At 63.8% G+C, this 18,259-nt stretch carries 11 protein-coding genes; 6 read left to right on the plus strand and 5 right to left on the minus strand.

From position 1 onward, the window contains the following. The 3 genes from VMA74_RS04210 to VMA74_RS04220 all read right to left on the minus strand — a co-directional run. On the minus strand, nucleotides 1-1,239 hold a 1,239-nt coding region (locus VMA74_RS04210; RefSeq protein ID WP_325365120.1), incomplete at its 3' end, for a S53 family peptidase. Between the two features lie 656 nt (nucleotides 1,240-1,895). After that, complete coding sequence (locus tag VMA74_RS04215) at nucleotides 1,896-2,594, minus strand: helix-turn-helix transcriptional regulator (RefSeq protein WP_325365122.1); 699 nt, start codon at nucleotides 2,592-2,594, stop codon at nucleotides 1,896-1,898. 239 nt (nucleotides 2,595-2,833) lie between these two features. Then, nucleotides 2,834-3,778 (minus strand): LysR family transcriptional regulator, encoded by a 945-nt coding sequence (locus VMA74_RS04220; protein ID WP_325365124.1) that lies wholly within the window; start codon nucleotides 3,776-3,778, stop codon nucleotides 2,834-2,836. A gap of 90 nt (nucleotides 3,779-3,868) precedes the next feature. Between VMA74_RS04220 and VMA74_RS04225 the strand changes: the two genes are divergently transcribed. Then, nucleotides 3,869-4,816, plus strand: coding sequence for an NAD-dependent epimerase/dehydratase family protein (locus tag VMA74_RS04225; protein WP_325365126.1), 948 nt, complete (start codon nucleotides 3,869-3,871; stop codon nucleotides 4,814-4,816). 87 nt (nucleotides 4,817-4,903) lie between these two features. Here VMA74_RS04225 and hrpB read toward each other — a convergent pair whose 3' ends face one another. Next, complete coding sequence (gene hrpB / locus VMA74_RS04230) at nucleotides 4,904-7,405, minus strand: ATP-dependent helicase HrpB (RefSeq protein WP_325365128.1); 2,502 nt, start codon at nucleotides 7,403-7,405, stop codon at nucleotides 4,904-4,906. A gap of 261 nt (nucleotides 7,406-7,666) precedes the next feature. Here hrpB and xylA point away from each other — a divergent pair, with 261 nt between their 5' ends. Beyond that, nucleotides 7,667-9,004, plus strand: coding sequence for a xylose isomerase (xylA, locus tag VMA74_RS04235; RefSeq protein WP_325365130.1), 1,338 nt, complete (start codon nucleotides 7,667-7,669; stop codon nucleotides 9,002-9,004). A gap of 64 nt (nucleotides 9,005-9,068) precedes the next feature. On the opposite strand, the gene VMA74_RS04240 is transcribed toward xylA, so the two are convergent. Next, on the minus strand, nucleotides 9,069-10,175 hold the full coding sequence (locus tag VMA74_RS04240; protein WP_325365132.1) for a LacI family DNA-binding transcriptional regulator: 1,107 nt from the start codon (nucleotides 10,173-10,175) through the stop codon (nucleotides 9,069-9,071). Between the two features lie 125 nt (nucleotides 10,176-10,300). On the opposite strand from VMA74_RS04240, the gene VMA74_RS04245 reads away from it, so the two are divergent. The 4 genes from VMA74_RS04245 to VMA74_RS04260 all read left to right on the plus strand — a co-directional run bounded on the left by VMA74_RS04245 (nucleotide 10,301) and on the right by VMA74_RS04260 (nucleotide 17,998). Continuing rightward, a complete protein-coding gene (locus VMA74_RS04245) occupies nucleotides 10,301-12,472 on the plus strand; it encodes an alpha-glucuronidase family glycosyl hydrolase (protein WP_325365146.1) in 2,172 nt (723 codons plus the stop codon). Next, nucleotides 12,466-14,454, plus strand: coding sequence for a sialate O-acetylesterase (locus VMA74_RS04250; RefSeq protein ID WP_325365134.1), 1,989 nt, complete (start codon nucleotides 12,466-12,468; stop codon nucleotides 14,452-14,454). The genes VMA74_RS04245 and VMA74_RS04250 overlap by 7 nt, the downstream gene beginning before the upstream one ends. Nucleotides 14,455-14,462: 8 nt before the next feature. Beyond that, entirely contained in the window at nucleotides 14,463-15,719 is a 1,257-nt protein-coding gene (gene manD / locus VMA74_RS04255) for a D-mannonate dehydratase ManD (protein ID WP_325365136.1), read from the plus strand. 125 nt (nucleotides 15,720-15,844) lie between these two features. Continuing rightward, nucleotides 15,845-17,998, plus strand: coding sequence for a glycoside hydrolase family 3 C-terminal domain-containing protein (locus VMA74_RS04260; protein WP_414649554.1), 2,154 nt, complete (start codon nucleotides 15,845-15,847; stop codon nucleotides 17,996-17,998). Nucleotides 17,999-18,259 lie beyond the last annotated feature (261 nt).

An 18,259-nucleotide genomic window follows, 5' to 3' on the forward strand; every position in this document is an offset into this window, starting at 1 on the left:
GTTCCACACCGTTTCGCTTTGCCAGGTGGTGTTGGGGCTGGTGTACAGCTCGGTACCGCCGACCGCCGTCACGTACTGCGAGCTGGCCGGCCAGCTTGGCGTGACGCCGCCGTTGCCGCATTCGTCCGCACCGGAGTCGCCGGCCGAAACGAAGAACGTCTGGCCTTGTGCAACGGCCTGCTTGAACGTGGTGTCGTTCGACGCGGCGGCGCCGCTCGACTGCGCAGAGGTTTCGCACTCGCCCAGCGATACGTCGATGGCCTTCAACAGGTTGTCGGAGACGATCAGGTTGTAATCGGTTTGCAGGTTGGCATCGGTGAGGTCGGTGGCCACGTAGAAGGTGTACTGCTTCACGCCCGCCATCGCGATGATGTCCTGGGCATCCAGGTCCCACTCGCCGTCGCCGCTGGTGCTGCTGCCGCTGGTGCTGCCCTTGTAGCTGACGCTGACACCCGGATCGGCGGTCGCCAAGTCACTCTTGATGTTGCTCATGTTGCCCGCGGAAACCGAGCCCACCGCCACCGAGGTTGCTGCCGCCATGCTGCTGGCGCCATAAATCGAGGGGAAATCCGAAGGCGCATGGCCCACCGCCGAGCCGCTCGCAAACGGCTGCACCGTATTGCCGTGCACGACGTTCGGATTGAGCCGCTTGGCGTACACGTGCGCCATATGCACGTTCTGCATGCCGAGCACGGCGTTGACGCTGCCTTGCAAGCTGGCGGGAATATGCACGGGGCTGTTGTTGGCAAAGGCATCGCGGCCGTCGTGTGTTTTCACATGCACGAAGCTGGTATTGAAAGCGGCCTGGGCGGTATCGGCGTGGCCATCGGCTTCCACCAATGCGCGATTGGCTGCGATACGCACGTTGCTGAAACCCGCGCGAGTCAGGTAATCGGCCACCGCTTGCGCCTGCGCGGCCGTGGGTGCGTACTGGGCATTGAACTGTTCGGAGGTCAGCGGCTTGAAGCCCGGCTTGGCGATGTATTGATCGAGCTGCTGTTCATTGCGCAGCTTCAAGGTCACCACGACATGCATCGGATGCGAAAACGGCAACGCGCCCAGCACTTGATCGTCGCTGCGCAAGCTGACCGCAGGATGGATCGCCACCATGGCGGAACTGGTTGCCGCCGGGACGGCGTTATCGGCAGTCGGCAGCGGACTTGCTTCCACATACACGGCACTCATCGAAACAAGGCCCAATGCAACAAGCATGGTCTTCATGCGAAAACGGCTAGACATTTTTTACTCCCCAGGAATGTTGAGGACGCACGCACCCGCTGAGGTCGCACGTACCCCATGACAGTGAAGTCGCACTTGCGTGCGACGCGGTTGGAACGACGGACACTTGCGATTCCAAGAGCCCCGGCGCGCTGCTGCTCCCCCTGCGCTCCCATGGCAGGCAGTGCCGATTGCTGCGCTCGAACGACGCGCCCCTTTTGCAAGCTTGCGTCGTCCAGGAATCATTCGCCGTGCCAATCCTTGCGGCGAATACATTTGAAAGTATCGGTCGTAAAAATCCACGTCAACCAAACGGCGGCGTGAAACACCGCAAGGAATCACCTATACGCAGATTTCACGCTACGCGATTGCTTTTTGCTATCGCGTATTGCGCCATGCGATGCTCGATCGGCAAGCCGCGTTTAAAAAATAATGTTGCTGGACAGTGGCTTTCTTCCAGCGTCGGAAGCCAAGCGCATCATGTCATTTGCCCGACGGCACGTTTTTCGATAGGTCGCAACAATCGTTGCACCAACGACCGTAAGCGAAGCGAAAGCGACCAGCTCTCATTCGTGCACCGCAATTTCACGTTCCCACGATCCAATTTTTCTTGCTTTCGCGCACTGGAAGTTAACGCGTGCCCACAAGCATGAACGCGGGCTAACGCACACGTCGTTTCAGTGATCGATACGCACGCCCAGTTCGGCGAGCCGGCGTAATCCGTCTGGTGTCGGTAACAGCGCACGCTGACGTTGCGCACGTCGCAACCAGCCGGCATCGAGCATCGCGTCGGTGATGGCGACGCCGAGGGGGCCGCCCAGGTGCAGGCGGCGCTCGGTCCAATCCAGGCAGCCACGTCCGCGCAATTGCAATAACGGATGCGTGGATACCGATGGCCAGCCGGCATGCACCAGCGCGTCGGCCGCATCGGGCAGCAGCCGCATGCCGTTGCTCTCTGCACGCAACCATCCGCACTGCAGCCATGCTTCGCAGAGTGCAACACCCAGTTGCCCGGCAAGATGCCGGTAACACGTGCGTGCGCGACATAGCGCGGCATCGCGGACGGCCGGTGTGCGTGTAGCGCGTGTCACGTTGGACACGGCCATCGATTCCAGCCACGCCGCCACATCGTCGTTCGCCAACCGGTAGTAACGATGACGCCCCTGCTCGTACAGGCCAAGTAAACCGCCGTCGAGCAGCCGCTTGAGATGGGCACTCGCGGTGGCGGCACTGACGCCCGCGATGATCGCCAGTTCGCCCGCCGGACGCATGCTGCCGTCCATCAGCGCAAGCAGGATCGCAGCACGCGCCGGCTCGGCCAGCAGCGCGCCCAGTTCGGCCAATTGATAACGGTTGAGCGGGCTGGCTTCGGTCATGGATACAGTCTAGCCATCGCGCTTGATCAACGTTTCGCCGCTGCCCTAAGGATGCTCTGATTAATTCAGCGTAGGTCGCAGCGGCCCTGTGAGTTCGCAGAGCACAGGGCCATCGGCGCACGCGGGGAGGGCACATGGATGTGCCCGGCTTTGAGGAGCGAGGAAGGCAGACTGGCTGTCTGTCGAGACGATGGACCGAAGCTGTGCGGACACACAGGGCTGCTGCGGCCTGCGGTGGATTAAATCAGAGCATCCTTAGGCGTCGCGCGGCGGGGTTTGGCCGGCGAAGGCGCCATCGCCGCGTACTCGATCAGCGCAGTAGCCAAATGATCGTACAGGGCACGCATCAGCGCATGGCGGCGCAGATCCTCGTGCATCACCACCCATGTCTCCATGCTCAGCTGGAAACGGTCGCCAAGCAGGCGCAACAGTGCCGGGTCGCGCTGCGCGATGCCGCATTGGCAAAAGCCGATGCCATAACCGGCACGCAACGCGGCCAGAGCTGCCAGGTCATTGTCCGTCCGCAGCGCGAAATGCTCCCGTGTATAGGGCATGCCGGCCGGACGCATCGCGCGGATATACGGTGTTTCGTGGTCGAAGCCGATCAACGCGTGCGACACCAGGTCCGCGAGCGTGTGCGGGCGGCCGTGCGCTTTCACGTAGCGCTTGTGGGCATACAAACCCAGCACGATGCTGCCCACGCGCCGTGCAACGAGCGCCTCCTGCGCGGGCCGACCCATGCGAATGGCGATATCGGCGTCGCGCCGCAGCAGGTTTTCCACCTGGTTTGACAGCGAAAGCTCGATGACGACCCCGGGATGCCGTTCCCTAAACGCGGCCAGCATGGGCGGCAACACTTCCACCCCCATCACCTCGCTGGCGGCGATGCGCACCACGCCGGACATGGCGTCATGCCGCGTGGTGGCGGTGCGGCGCAAGGCCATCGAGGCCGAAGCCATCGTTTGGGCATGCGGCAGCAAGGCGTGCGCCAGGTCGGTGGGCGACAAGCCCTGCGGCGAGCGTGCAAACAAGGACACACCTAGTGTCTCTTCCAACTCGCGGATATGCCGGCCCAGGCTCGGCTGCGTCATCCCCAGCATGCGCGCGGCGCCGGACAAACTCCCTTCGCGCATGACGGCGAGAAAGGATCGATATAACTCCCAACCGGGTTCTTGCTCAGCCATACATATTTGTATAGCAGCTCTACGGTATTAGGCAATTTTCTTTCAACCAGGCCGGGACCAGACTTTGCCCATCCAAGTGGAGAACCCGTCATGAGCACATCAAAAACAGCCCTGGTGATCGGCGGCAACGGCGGCATTGGCCGCGAAGCCTGCGTGGCCTTTAAGCGGCACGGATGGCAGGTACGTGCCTTGGTACGGCGCTTGCCGACAGAGCGCGACGGCATCGAATGGGTGCAGGGCGACGCCATGCAGCGCGCGGATGTGCTCGCGGCTGCCGACGGTGTGGAAGTGATCGTGCATGCGGTCAATCCGCCCGGTTACCGGCAGTGGAATACGCTGGTACTGCCGATGCTGGACAACAGCATCGGCGCGGCCCGGGCGACCGGCGCACGCATGGTGCTGCCCGGCACGATCTACAACTTCGGTCCCGATGCATTTCCGCTGCTGCGCGAGGATTCGCCGCAGCATCCATGCACCGAAAAAGGCCGGATCCGCGCCGAGATGGAACGGCGCCTGGCCGACGCATCGCGCGCAGGCGTGCGCACGCTGGTACTGCGCTGCGGTGACTTTGTCGGGCCACACGCCGGCAACAACTGGTTTTCGCAGGGCTTGCTGCGCCCCGGCAAGCCGGTGACGACGTTTCGCTATCCTGCCGATTACTCGCACCCGCATGCCTGGGCTTATCTGCCGGATGTCGCCGAAACGATGGCGCGCCTGCTGCAAAACGAGGACCGGCTAGCCGATTTCGAGGTATTCAACTTTGGCGGCTATTGGCTGGATGGCCATGCATTGGCCGATGCGGTGCGCCGCGCGGCCGGCAATCCGCAGATGGCATTGCGACGCTTTCCTTGGTGGCTGGTAGCAGCCATGGCACCGTTTATCGAAACGCTGCGCGAGATGCGCAAGATGCGCTACTTGTGGAAGGAGCCGGTGCGGTTGGATGACAGCAAGCTGGTGGCATTTTTGGATGGAGAGCCTTATACGCCGATCGATGAGGCGTTACGCACGACGCTGCTGGGGCTTGGGTGTGTGAAGTGATACCGACGCTGCCACGGAGAACGCAACGTTGGGGTTCGCTGCGCTCAACACCAACCTACGCAAGGTTTCTGCGATGCGTGACGTTGCTCAGGTCCCCCGCGGCTTCGCCCGGTGCGTTGGCGTCGCCGTCCACGGATCATCCGGCCAGGGATGCTTGGGATAGCGTCCTTTCAATTCCTTCTTCACTTCCGGATACGTGCGTTCCCAGAAGCCATGCAGATCCTGCGTCACCTGGATCGGTCGCCCCGCCGGCGACAGCAGGTGCAAGGTGACGGCGATGCGGCCATTGGCCACGCGCGGCGTGTCGGCCAGGCCGAACAGTTCCTGCAGCTTCACCGCCAGCACGGGCGGCTCGCCGGGGCGGTATTCCAGCCGCCGCGTCTGTCCGCTCGGTACCGTCAAGCTGTCGGGCGCTTGCGCATCCAGTTGCTTGCGTTGCTCGTAGTCGAACAAGGCAGCGAGCGCCTGGGAAAGTTCGTCTTCCGAGAGCGCGTCGAGTTTGCGCTTGGTTTGCAGGTAGGGCGCGAGCCAGTCTTCCAGCATGTCCAGCAACGCGGCGTCGGAGACATCCGGCAAGCCCAGTTCAGGCATCCACGCGCGCAAGGATTGCATGCGCAAGCGCAGGCGGCGCGCCGATTCGCTCCATGGCAACGCGTCGAGGCCGCGATCGCGTACTGCAGCCAGCAAGGCCGGCACGGCGTCTTCCGCTTGCACGGGAACGCTGCGGCGCTCCAGCACGATCGCGCCGAAACGGCGTTCTTCAAACGCCTCCACTGCAGCGCGCTCCTCATTCCAACGCACGTTGCGCACACGCTGGAACTGCGCGGGATAGTCTTCTTCCAGCACGCGCGGATCGAGCGGCGCCGCGGCGAGCATCAAACTGTCACGCGCCTCATGGCGAAGATCGAGCGCAACCAGCCACGGCTCCCCCAATAGCGCGGTCTGTTCGTGCAAGCGCGCGCCGCGGCCGTTGGCCAAGGTGTAGCGCAAAGGATTGGTTTCGTCCTGGCGCGCGATGCGATCGGGAAACGCATGCAGCAGCAGATCACCCACGGCGTGGCTGTGCGGCACGCCGCTGGCCGCACTGCGCACACCCAGGCGCTGGCGCCAGCCCTTGCTGGCTTGCTCCACCGCCGCCAGCGCACCGGCGTCGGCGCCATAGCTGGAACCGGTGGCGCTGCGCCGGTCCCGCCAGGCATGCAGCGCCGTCACGCGCGCGCGGAAATCGTCGGTACGTGCGTGCGCGCCACGCAGTGGCGAACGCGCTTCCATCAAGGCGAGCAAATCCGCGACCAAGGCATGCAAGGTTTCCGGCGCGCGCAAGGCGGCGGCGCCCAGGCGTGGCGTGGCGCCCAGCTCCAACATGCGCCGGCCCAAGGCCGTGATGCGCTGCTGGGCATCGAGCGCGCCCAGCCGCACCAGTAATTCGCGCGCCTGCGCCAGCGCGCCGCCGGGCGGCGGATCGAGCCAAGGCAGTTCGGCGCTGCCCCACGCCGCCAATTCCAACGCCAGCCCCGACAACTCCGCCTGCGCGATTTCTGCCGTGCGCGAGGCGTCCAGGCGCCGGCTTTGCGGCCACAACCGATATGCCGTGCCTTCGGCGACGCGGCCGGCGCGGCCCGCGCGCTGGTCGGCGGAAGCTTGGGAAATGTTTACCGTTTCCAGCCGCGTAAAACCGGAATTCGGATCGAAACGCGGCTCGCGTGCAAGCCCCGCATCGACCACGGCGCGAATGCCCGGCAACGTGACGCTGGATTCGGCCACGTTGGTCGCCAGCACGACGCGGCGCATGCCGGGTTCCGCGGGGGCCAGCGCAAGCTGCTGTTCGGCCAGCGAGAGCTCGCCGTGCAGCGCGACCACTTCCAGGTCATCGCGCTGCAGCGCCTGCATCATGCCCTGCACGCGCGCGATTTCGCGCCGGCCCGGTAGAAAGGCCAGCACGTCGCCGGGGTTTTCTTCCAGGGCCTGCCGCACGACACGGACCAGGTGCTGCTCCGTACTTTCCTGCGTGCGCGCAGGCGGATATTCGACACGCACCGGAAAGCTGCGCCCGGGACTGCTGATGCGCGGCGCGTCCAGCCATTGCGCGATGCGCTCGCCATCGAGCGTGGCGGACATCACCACGATGCGCAGGTCCGGCCGCAAGGTGTGCTGGATATCCAGCGCCAGCGCGGCGCCGAGATCGCCGGCCAGGTGACGCTCGTGGAATTCGTCGAACAGGATCGCACCGATGCCGGTAAGTTCCGGATCGTCCTGGATCAGGCGCGTAAGGATGCCTTCGGTCACCACTTCAATGCGCGTCGCCGCACTGATGCGTGACTCGAAGCGGATGCGATAACCCACCGTCTGCCCGACCTGCTCGCCCAACTGTTGCGCCATGAATTGCGCGGCCGCGCGCGCAGCAATGCGGCGCGGCTCCAGCATCACGATCTTGCCGCCTTCGAGCCAGGCTTCGTTGCGCAGCGCCAGCGGCACCTGCGTGGTCTTGCCGGCGCCGGGCGGCGCTTCCAGCACCAGGCGCGCTTGCGCAGCCAGTGTGTTGCGGATCTCGGGCAATAAAGGGGCGATGGGGAAAGACGCTGCGCTCATGCGCGCCATGATAGTGGGAGCGCCACCTGCTTCGGCAGGCTTTCGATGCGTTGCAAAAATGTTTTGGAGAGCGATATGCAGAGACATGCACGTTCGCAGCGACTGTTATTTAACGCAGCGCACCATCTTTTGATGTTGTCGCGTGCTTGCCACGTGGATGCTTCTGCATTAGCGTAAATGATAGCGCTAACATTTTTTGCGTCCGGCACCCGTGCAGGCCGCTATCAAGCCCCTTCCCTACCCATCGACCGGGACTGATTTATGAGCACGCCTTTGATTGGATCACACGAGTACTTTCCCGGCATCGGCCGCATTCCGTTCGAAGGCCGCGAATCGGATAACCCGCTGGCGTTCAAGCACTACGACGCCAGCCGGAAGATCGGCGACAAGACCATGGCCGAGCATCTGCGTTTTGCGGTGTGCTACTGGCACAGCTTCTGCAATGCCGGCCACGATCCGTTCGGCCCCGGCACGCGCACCTATCCGTGGGATGCCGCGCAATCACCGCTCGCGCGCGCCGAAGCCAAGCTGGACGCGGCGTTCGAGTTCTTTACCAAGCTCGGCGTGCCCTACTACTGCTTTCACGACATCGACCTGGCGCCGGATGCCGACGATGTCGGCGAGTACGAGAACAACCTCAAACACATGGTTGCGCTGGCCAAGCAGCGCCAGCAGACCACCGGCATCAAGCTGCTTTGGGGCACCGCCAACCTGTTCAGCCATCCGCGCTACATGAACGGCGCGGCGACCAACCCCGATTTCGCGGTGGTGGCGCGCGCCGCAGTACAGATCAAGGCGGCGCTGGAAGCCACCGTCGAACTCGGCGGCGAAAACTATGTGTTCTGGGGTGGACGCGAAGGCTACGCATCACTGCACAACACCCATATGAAGCGCGAACTGGACCACTTCGCGCGCTTCCTCACGATGGCGCGCGACTTCGGCCGCAGCATCGGCTTCAAGGGCAACTTCCTGATCGAACCCAAGCCGATGGAACCGATGAAGCATCAGTACGACTTCGATGCCGCCACCGTCGCGGGCTTTCTGCAGCAGCATGGCCTGGACCAGGATTTCAAACTCAACATCGAGGCCAACCACGCCACGCTGTCAGGCCACACGTTCGAACACGACCTGCAGGTGGCATCCGACCATGGCCTGCTCGGCAGCATCGACGCCAACCGCGGCAATGCGCAAAACGGCTGGGATACCGATCAGTTTCCGACCGATCTCTACGACACGGTCGGCGCCATGCTGGTCGTGCTGCGCCAGGGCGGATTGGCGCCCGGCGGCCTGAACTTCGATGCGAAGCTGCGCCGCGAATCCACCGACGCGGAGGACCTGTTCCTGGCGCATATCGGCGGCATGGATGCGTTCGCGCGCGGCCTGGAAGTGGCGCATGCGCTGCTGACACGCTCGCCCTGGGAAGCGTGGCGCGCCGAACGCTACGCAAGCTTCGACCAGGGTGCGGGCAAGGACTTCGAGCAGGGCAAGTTGGGTCTTGCCGATTTGCGCGACCTTGCGGCGAAACAAGGCGAGCCGGCCAAGCGCAGTGGCAAGCAGGAGCGCTACGAGAACCTGCTCAACCAGTACCTGATGCGCTGACATGCGCGAGCAGGCAGCCGTGCCATCGCAACGCTTCGGCTTCGCGCGGAAAACCGCTGCGAATCTAGGCTTTTTTGCCGGCCGCCGAGCGAAGCGGCGCGACCGAATCGCGCAGCACCAATTGGTGCGCAGCCACCTGGTGAACCACCACGCGCGGCTCGCTTTCCTTGCGGCGGATGGCGCGCAGCAGGATGTCGATGGCCGCGTCCGCCATCGCCAGGATCGGCTGGCGGATGGTGGTGAGCTCGGGCCATACCGTGGTGGCCGCCGAGCTGTCGTCGAAGCCCACGATGGACAGGTCACGCGGCACGTCGATGCCACGGCGGTGCGCCACCGACACGGCCGCCGCGCCCATGTCGTCGTTGCCGGCGAAAATGGCGGTGGGCGGCTTGCGCAAGGCGAGCAGTTCCTCCACCGCCGGCAGCGCGGAGCGGTAGGTGAAGTTGCCTTGCCGGACGAGCGCCGCATCCGGCACAATGCCGGCCTCCTTCAATGCCGCCTGGTAACCTTCGAAACGGCGGGCGCTGGCGCTCTGGCTGGGATTGCCCTTGATGCAGGCGATGCGCGTGTGCCCCATCTTGATGAGGTACTCGGTGATTTCCTTGCCGGCCAGGAAGTCGTCGATGCGTACGCCGGAAATGTCGGGGTTGAAGCGGCCCGCGGCGATCGCCACCACGTGCACGCCCGCCTTGACCAGCTCGTCGATCACCGTCTTCGATTCGCACAAGGGCGGCGGCAGGATCACGCCGGCCACTTTTTTCGCCAGCGCGCGCGCCGCCTTGCGCTCGGTGCCGGCGCCAAGCTCGTCCCAATCGGCGATGACCAGCTGGGCCGCCGAGCGCGCGGCGCCGTGCAGGGTACCCATCAGCAATTCGCGCAGATACGCGCCGCTGGGGTCGGTGTAGATCAAGGCAATGCGCGCGTCCTGCGCGGCCGCCAGCGAGCTTGCCGCGGCGTTGGGCACGTAGCCGAGCTTCTTCACCGCTTCCATCACCCGCTCGCGCGTCGCATCGCGCACCTTGCTGTGCCCGTTGACCACGCGCGATACCGTCATGGGCGACACCTTGGCGAGCGCGGCCACTTCATCGATGGTGACGGCGCCGCCTTTGCGGCGCACCGATTTCTTGCCTGCCCTGTTCAAGCCTGCCGTATTCGAACCTGTTTTCTTCAAGGCCGTTTCCTTTCAAGCGCGTTCGTGATGATCAGGAACACAACGCGGATAGGCACGCATTTTTGCACATGTTAGCGATAACAAAAGTCTCCGACGAAGCGATGGACAAGCGCGGGCCAACCGCCATGGCGCGGCTCTCCCGCACCATCACCGCGGTGGCGCTGGCCTTCCTCGCGCTGCTGTGCATGGCCAAGGTGCATGCCGAAGACGGCTATGAGTTGTGGCTGCGCTACCACCCGCTGGCGGCCGAACAGGTCCAGCGCGACCGCAGCCACGCTTCGCAACTGATCGCCGACACCGCCACCCCCGCCCGTGCCGTGGCCCGCGCCGAACTGCTGCGCGGCTTGCGCGGCCTGCTGGGCAGCGCGCCCCCCTTGTCCGCGACAGTGACACGCGATGGCGCCATCATCGCCGGCACGCCGTCGTCGTCGCCGCTGCTGGCGCAGCTCGGACTGGATACCTCCAAGCTCGGCAAGGAAGGCTACCTGATCCGCAGCATCACGCTGCATGGCCACTCCGTGACGGCCATCGTCGGCAACGACGATATCGGCGTGCTGTACGGCAGCTTCCACTTCCTGCGCCTGCTGCAAACCGAGCAACCCATCGACCAATTGGACATCACCGAAGTACCACGCATCAAGCTGCGCGTGCTGGACCATTGGGACAACCTCAATGGCAGCGTCGAGCGCGGTTATGCCGGCGCGTCGATCTGGGACTGGTGGAAGCTGCCGGACTGGGTGTCGCCGCGCTACACCGACTACGCGCGCGCCAACGCATCGATCGGCATCAATGGCGTGGTGCTCAACAACGTCAATGCCGATCCGCTCATCCTTACACCCGTCTACCTGAAAAAAGTGGCTGCCTTGGCGGATGTCTTTCGTCCCTATGGCATCCGTGTCTATCTCAGCATTCGGTTCAGTGCGCCGATCGAAATCGGCGGCCTGAAGACGGCCGATCCGCTCGATCCGGGCGTGCAACGCTGGTGGCGCGACAAGACTGACGAGATCTACCAGCTCATTCCGGATTTCGGCGGCTTCCTGGTCAAGGCCAATTCCGAAGGCCAGCCGGGTCCGCAGGATTACCACCGCACCCACGCCGATGGTGCCAACCTGTTCGCCGATGTGCTCGCACCGCATGGCGGCGTGGTGATGTGGCGCGCATTCGTCTATTCGCAGGACAGTGCGCAGGACCGCGCCAAGCAGGCATACAGCGAATTCAAGCCACTCGACGGCCGCTTCCGCAGCAACGTGCTGTTGCAGGTAAAGAATGGCCCGATCGATTTCCAGCCCAGGGAGCCCTTCAGCCCGCTGTTCGGCGCCATGGCGAAAACGCCGTTGATGATGGAATTCCAGATCACCAAGGAATACCTCGGCTTCGCCACGCATCTGGTGTATCTCGGCCCGCTGTACGAAGAAGTGTTGTCGGCCGACACCATGGCCAAGGGCAAAGGTTCCACCGTCGCGAAAGTGATCGACGGTTCGTTGGAACACCATGCGCTGACCGGCATGGCGGGCGTCGCCAACATCGGCAGCGATCGGGATTGGAGCGGCTCGGATTTCAACCAGGCCAACTGGTACGTATTTGGCCGCCTGGCCTGGAACCCGACGCTCTCCTCGCGCGCCATCGCCGAAGAATGGGTAAGGATGACCTTCAGCAACGACGCCGCCTTCGTCAAACCTGTGGTCGACATGATGATGGGTTCGCGCGAAGCTGCCGTCGACTACATGACACCGCTGGGCCTCGCCCACTTGATGGGACCGGGTCATCACTACGGCCCCGCGCCGTGGGATGCGAGCGAAAGCCGTGCCGACTGGCGTCCGGTCTACTACCACCGCGCGGACCGCCACGGCATCGGCTTCGATCGCACGCGCAGCGGCAGCGATGCCGTGGACCAGTACGCGCCCCCCATCGCATCCGAATTCAACGACCTCAGGCAAACACCGGAAACCCTGCTGCTGTGGTTCCACCACGTGCCATGGGACTACCGCATGCGATCGGGACAAACGCTGTGGTACGAATTGGTGGCGCATTACACGCACGGCGTCGACCAGGTGAAACGGATGCAGGAAACCTGGCGTCGTCTGGACGGCCATATCGATGCGGACCGCTACCGTAAAACCGCTGTGTTCCTAGCCATCCAGGAACGCGAAGCGCAGTGGTGGCGGGACGCCTGCATCGCCTACTTCCAGAGCATTTCCGGTCTGCCGCTGCCGCCCGGGTTCGCCCCGCCGCAGCACCCGCTGGCGTACTACGAGTCCCTTTCCTTCCAAGACGTACCTGGATATTCAGCATGGTGATTACGATCTCGCGCAGCTCGTTTCGTAGTTTCATCGCAGTGCTTGCGCTGCTGTCCGCCGGTGCCGTGCAAGCCACGGATACGCTGCTCAATCCGCTGTTCCAGGACCACGCCGTACTGCAGCGCGATCGCGCCGATCCGGTCTGGGGACAGGCCAAACCCAATGCAGCGGTGACCGTCTCCTTTGCCGGTCAGGACACCCATGCGCAAGCTGATGGCGATGGGCGCTGGCAGGCATCGCTTCCCGCACGCGCCGCGGGCGGGCCTTATACGCTTACCGTCACCACCGCCGATGGCGCCACGCAGACCATCCACGATGTGCTGGTTGGCGACGTGTGGCTGTGTTCCGGCCAGTCCAACATGGTGCTGCCGGTGAAGCGCGCGCTGGATGCGCGCGCGGAAGTGCAGGATGCCTCGAACGACCGCATCCGCGTGCTGACGGTGGACAACGTCAGCAGCGTCAAACCGCTGGCATCCATTCCAGCTGCCGACCATTGGTTGAAGACCACGCCGGACACCGTGGCCGAGTTTTCCGCCACCTGCTATTTCTTTGCGCGCGAGCTGCAAAAGAACGTGCCGGTGCCGATGGGCCTGATCGTCGCCGCCTGGGGTGGCTCGCGCATCGAACCTTGGATGAGCGAAGAAGCCTTGCGCAAAGTCGGCGGCTACGATGCATCGCTGGATCTGCTCGCCGAGTACCGCAAGGATCCCGCACAAGCCGGTCAACGATGGAGTGGCCTGTGGCAAGCATGGTGGCGTTCCCGGCCCGGCATCGCGAAGAACGACGAGCCGTGGAATCCCGCTGACGCCGCCACGAATGGTTGGCTCGACGCACCTATCGAGCAGGGCGCGTGGCAGCACTGGGGCAAACCGGAACTTGCCAACTTCACCGGCATGCTGTGGTACCGCACCCACGTCAGCTTGACCAAGGCGCAAGCGGCGCAGCGGGCCGTGCTGAACTTTACCGCCAACGAAATCGACCAGACCTGGGTGAACGGGCACTGGGTCGGCACCGGTTATGGCAACGGCGATGTGCGCGGTTACGCCATCCCGTCGGGCGTGCTGCATGCAGGCGACAACCTGGTTGCCGTCAACGTGCTCAATACTTATCGCGACGGCGGCATCTACGGCCCGGCTTCCCAGCGCACGCTGCGCCTGGCCGACGGTTCCAGCGTGCCGCTGGGCTCCTGGCAATACCGGGTGGTGCCGCTCGCCTACGGCGCGCCGCCGAACGTGCCGTGGCAGTCGACATCCGGCTTGACCACGCTCTACAACGGCATGATCGCGCCGCTCGGCCACTACGGTTTTCGTGGCGAACTGTGGTACCAGGGCGAGTCCAATACCGGCGATCCGGCCAGCTACCGCAAACTGCTGGAAGCGTGGCGCACCGACCAGCGCGCGCGTTTCGGCGCCGACCTGCCGGTGCTGATCGCGCAACTGTCGAGCTACGGCCCCTCGCCGACGCATCCGGGCGAAAGCGGCTGGGCCGACGTGCGCGAAGCGCAGCGCCGGGTGGCGGCGGAAGATCCGCACTCCGGGCTGGCGGTATCGGTGGACATCGGCGAGCGCTACGACATCCATCCGGCCAACAAGCAGGAACTGGGGCGGCGCCTGGCGCGTGCCGCGCGTCATGTCATCTATGGCGAAGCGTTGCCGCCTTCGGGCCCCACGCCGGCATCGGCACAACAAAGCGGCGATACGGTCACACTCAATTTCGATGACGTCACCGGACATCTGGTTGCCTACAGCGCCGACCACCCGATCGCCTTCGAACTTTGCGGCGCCAAGGCGGGTTCCTGCCGCTACGCATTGGCCGACATCCACGACAAGCAGGTCGTCCTGCATGCGCAATCAGCAGCAGACAGCGTGACGCGCGTGCGCTACTGCTGGGCCGACAGCCCGATCTGCACGCTCTACGATCAAGCTGGGTTACCGGCCGGCCCGTTCCAGTTGACCATCACACCCAACCATCCCCATCCGTGAATATCGCCATGAGTGCTTCCCCTGCATCTGCAACAACGTCACACGGCTCCCAGCGCGATCGCGAGATCGTCGATGCGCGGGTCATCGTCACCTGTCCCGGACGCAACTTCGTCACGCTGAAGATCGAAACGCGTTCGGGCCTCACCGGCCTGGGCGATGCCACGCTCAACGGACGCGAGCTGGCGGTGGCGTCGTATCTGCAGGATCACGTCGTGCCGAACCTGATCGGCCGCGATGCCGGACGTATCGAAGATATCTGGCAGTTTCTCTATCGCGGCGCGTACTGGCGACGCGGCCCGGTGACCATGACGGCGATCGCCGCGGTGGACGTCGCGCTGTGGGACATCCTCGGCAAGCTCGCCGGTCTGCCGATCTATCAGTTGCTCGGCGGACGTTCACGCGAGGGTGCGCTGGTCTACGGTCACGCCAATGGGCGCGATATCGCCGAAGCCAGCGACGCGGTCGGCCGCTTTATCGAGCAGGGCTTTCTAGCGGTACGCGCGCAATGCGGTGTGCCTGGCTTAAAGAAAGCCTATGGCATTTCCAGCGGCAAGGCGTATGAGCCGGCCGAGAGCGAACTGCCGCTGGAAACGGCGTGGTCGACGCCCAAGTATCTGGACATCGTCCCTCAATTGTTCGAACGCCTGCGCAGCGATCACGGCAACGATGTCCATCTGCTGCACGATGTGCATCATCGCCTGACGCCGATCGAAGCGGCGCGGCTTGCCCGCAGCGTGGAGCCGTATCATCTGTTCTGGCTGGAAGACGCCACCCCAGCGGAAAACCAGAAGTCATTCGAGCTCATTCGCCAGCACTCCACCACGCCGCTGGCGGTGGGCGAGGTGTTCAACTCGATCTGGGATTGCAAGCACCTGATCGAAAACCAACTGATCGACTACATCCGCACCACCATCGTGCACGGCGGCGGCATCACCCACCTGCGCCGCCTGGCCGATTTCGCAGCGCTGCATCAGGTGCGCACGGGTTTCCACGGCGCCACCGATCTGTCGCCGGTGTGCATGGGTGCCGCGCTGCATTTCGATACGTGGGTGCCGAACTTCGGCATCCAGGAATACATGTTCCATACCGATGAGACCAATGAAGTGTTTGCGCACGATTACGTGTTCCGCGATGGACGGCTGCATTGCGGCGAAGCGCCCGGGCATGGCGTGAGCATCGATGAGAAGCTGGCAGCGCGGTTTCCGTATTCGCCCAAGCAGTTGCCGATTGCACGGCTGGAAGATGGGACGATGTGGGATTGGTAGGTTGAGGTGCAAGCCCCGACATCGCCATCCTGATCCACACCGCCATGTTGGGGATTGCACCCCAACCTACAATCTGAGGGGACTACATGCCTAAGCCGCGCTGCACAACCATCGCTGCCATCATCATGCTGACGATGAGCACGGCCGCATGGCCACAGACGCCTATCTACCAAGACACCCACTACAGCTTCGAACAACGCGCCGCCGACCTCGTCTCGCGCATGACGCTGGAAGAAAAAGTCTCGCAAATGCAAAACGTCGCGCCTGCAATCCCGCGCCTCGGCATTCCCGCCTATGACTGGTGGAACGAAGGTCTGCATGGCGTGGCGCGCGCCGGGCAAGCGACGGTTTTCCCGCAGGCGATCGGCCTGGCGGCCACGTTCGATACGACGCTGATGCACCAGGTCGCCACCGCCATCAGCGACGAAGCGCGCGCCAAGTACAACGAGTTCCAGCGTCAGGGCATGCACGCGCGTTATGAAGGACTGACGTTCTGGTCGCCCAACATCAACATCTTCCGCGACCCGCGCTGGGGTCGCGGGCAGGAAACCTACGGCGAAGATCCGTTCCTCACCTCGCGCATGGGCGTCGCCTTCGTGCAAGGCATGCAGGGCGACGATTCGAAATACCGCAAGCTCGACGCCACCGCCAAGCACTTTGCCGTGCATAGCGGCCCGGAATCGGAACGCCACCGTTTCGACGTGCATCCCGGCGAGCGCGATCTTTATGAAACCTACCTCCCCGCCTTCCAGGCCCTGGTGCAGGAAGCCAAGGTCGATGCGGTGATGGGCGCCTACAACCGCGTCGACGGCGCGTCGGCCTCCGCCAATCCCCGACTGCTGCAGGACATCCTGCGCAAACAGTGGGGGTTCGATGGCTACACCGTTTCCGACTGCGATGCGGTGGAAGACATCTACAAACAGCACAAGATCGTCCAGACCGCCGAGCAAGCCGCCGCGCTGGCGGTGAAGAGCGGCATGGATCTCAACTGCGGCAACACCTACGCCGCGCTTACCCAGGCCGTGCATGACGGCCTGGTTGCGGAAAGCGACATCGACCATGCGCTGAAGGAACTGATGACGGCGCGATTCCGCCTTGGCATGTTCGACCCGCCCGCACTCGTGCCTTGGTCGCGCCTGCCGTATTCGGTCAATCAATCGCCAGAGCATGACGCATTGGCGCGCCGCGCCGCCGATGAATCGATCGTGCTGCTGAAGAACAATGGCCTGCTGCCGCTGTCGCCCAATGTGCATCGCATTGCGGTGATTGGTCCGACGGCTGACGACGTTGCTCCGCTGCTTGGCAATTATCACGGCACACCGAAGGCGCCCGTGACGATCCTGCAAGGCATTCGCGCCGCTGCGCCGCGCGCCGAGGTGATCTATGCGCACGGTGCGGACCTGGTCGAAGGCATCAAGGGCGGCACGCAGCATCCGGCCCAAGCCCGCGAGGAAGCATTGCGTGCGGCGCAGAACGCCGACGTGGTGATCTTCGTGGGCGGCCTCACCGCCGATCTGGAAGGTGAGGAAATGAACATCGATTACCCCGGTTTTGCCGGCGGCGACCGTACCGATCTGCGCCTGCCGGCCTCCCAGGAAAACCTGCTGGAAGCGCTGCAAGCCGCCGGCAAACCGGTCGTGCTGGTACTCACGACGGGTTCGGCCTTGGCCATCGACTGGGCCAAGCAGCATGTACCGGCCATCCTGCTGGCCTGGTATCCCGGCCAACGCGGCGGCACGGCGGTGGCGGATGCCTTGTTCGGCCGCACCGATCCGGCCGGCCGCCTGCCGATCACCTTCTACACGGCCGACGAAAAGCTACCGCCGTTCGATGATTACCGCATGCAAGGACGCACCTATCGTTACTTCAAGGGCGAGCCGCTCTATCCATTCGGTTATGGCCTGTCGTACACGCGCTTCGCCTATTCCGGTCTCCAACTCGACCGCAATCAGGCCGCTGTTGGTGGCCACATCAAGGTCACGCTGAAGGTAAAGAACGTGGGTGAGCGTGCAGGGGATGAGGTGGTGCAGCTTTATCTGCAGCCGCTGCATGAGCCGCATGCGCGCGTGAACAAGGAGCTGCGTGGCTTTCAGCGCGTGCATCTGCAACCGGGTGAGGAGCAGAGCGTGTCTTTTGAGATTTCGCCAGCAAAAGATTTGAAGTATTACGACGATGTGCAGCGTGCCTATGCGGTCGATCCGGGTAGTTACCGCGTTCAGATCGGTGCGTCCAGCGCGGATATCAGGCTCACGAAAGACTTCGTGGTTACACAGCAATGAGCAGCTTCGTAGGCTGGGATGAAATCCCAGCATCGCAACGGCCAGGAAAGCTGGGATTTCATCCCAGCCTACGCGGCGGGAGTGTCTCCACACTGGCGAAGATCCATTCCCTCACCTGCTTGCAGAGCCTGCCCCGGACTCGATCCGCGGGGAGGGTCAGGGTGCCATGCTCCGAACTTAAGGACGTAGCGTGATCCTTCGTAGGTTGGCGGTGAGCGCAGCGAACCACAACATCGTGATTCATGTGCATGGCGACGTTGG

The organism is Dyella sp. (assembly GCF_035508675.1).
In the GTDB taxonomy this organism is placed as follows: domain Bacteria; phylum Pseudomonadota; class Gammaproteobacteria; order Xanthomonadales; family Rhodanobacteraceae; genus Dyella_B.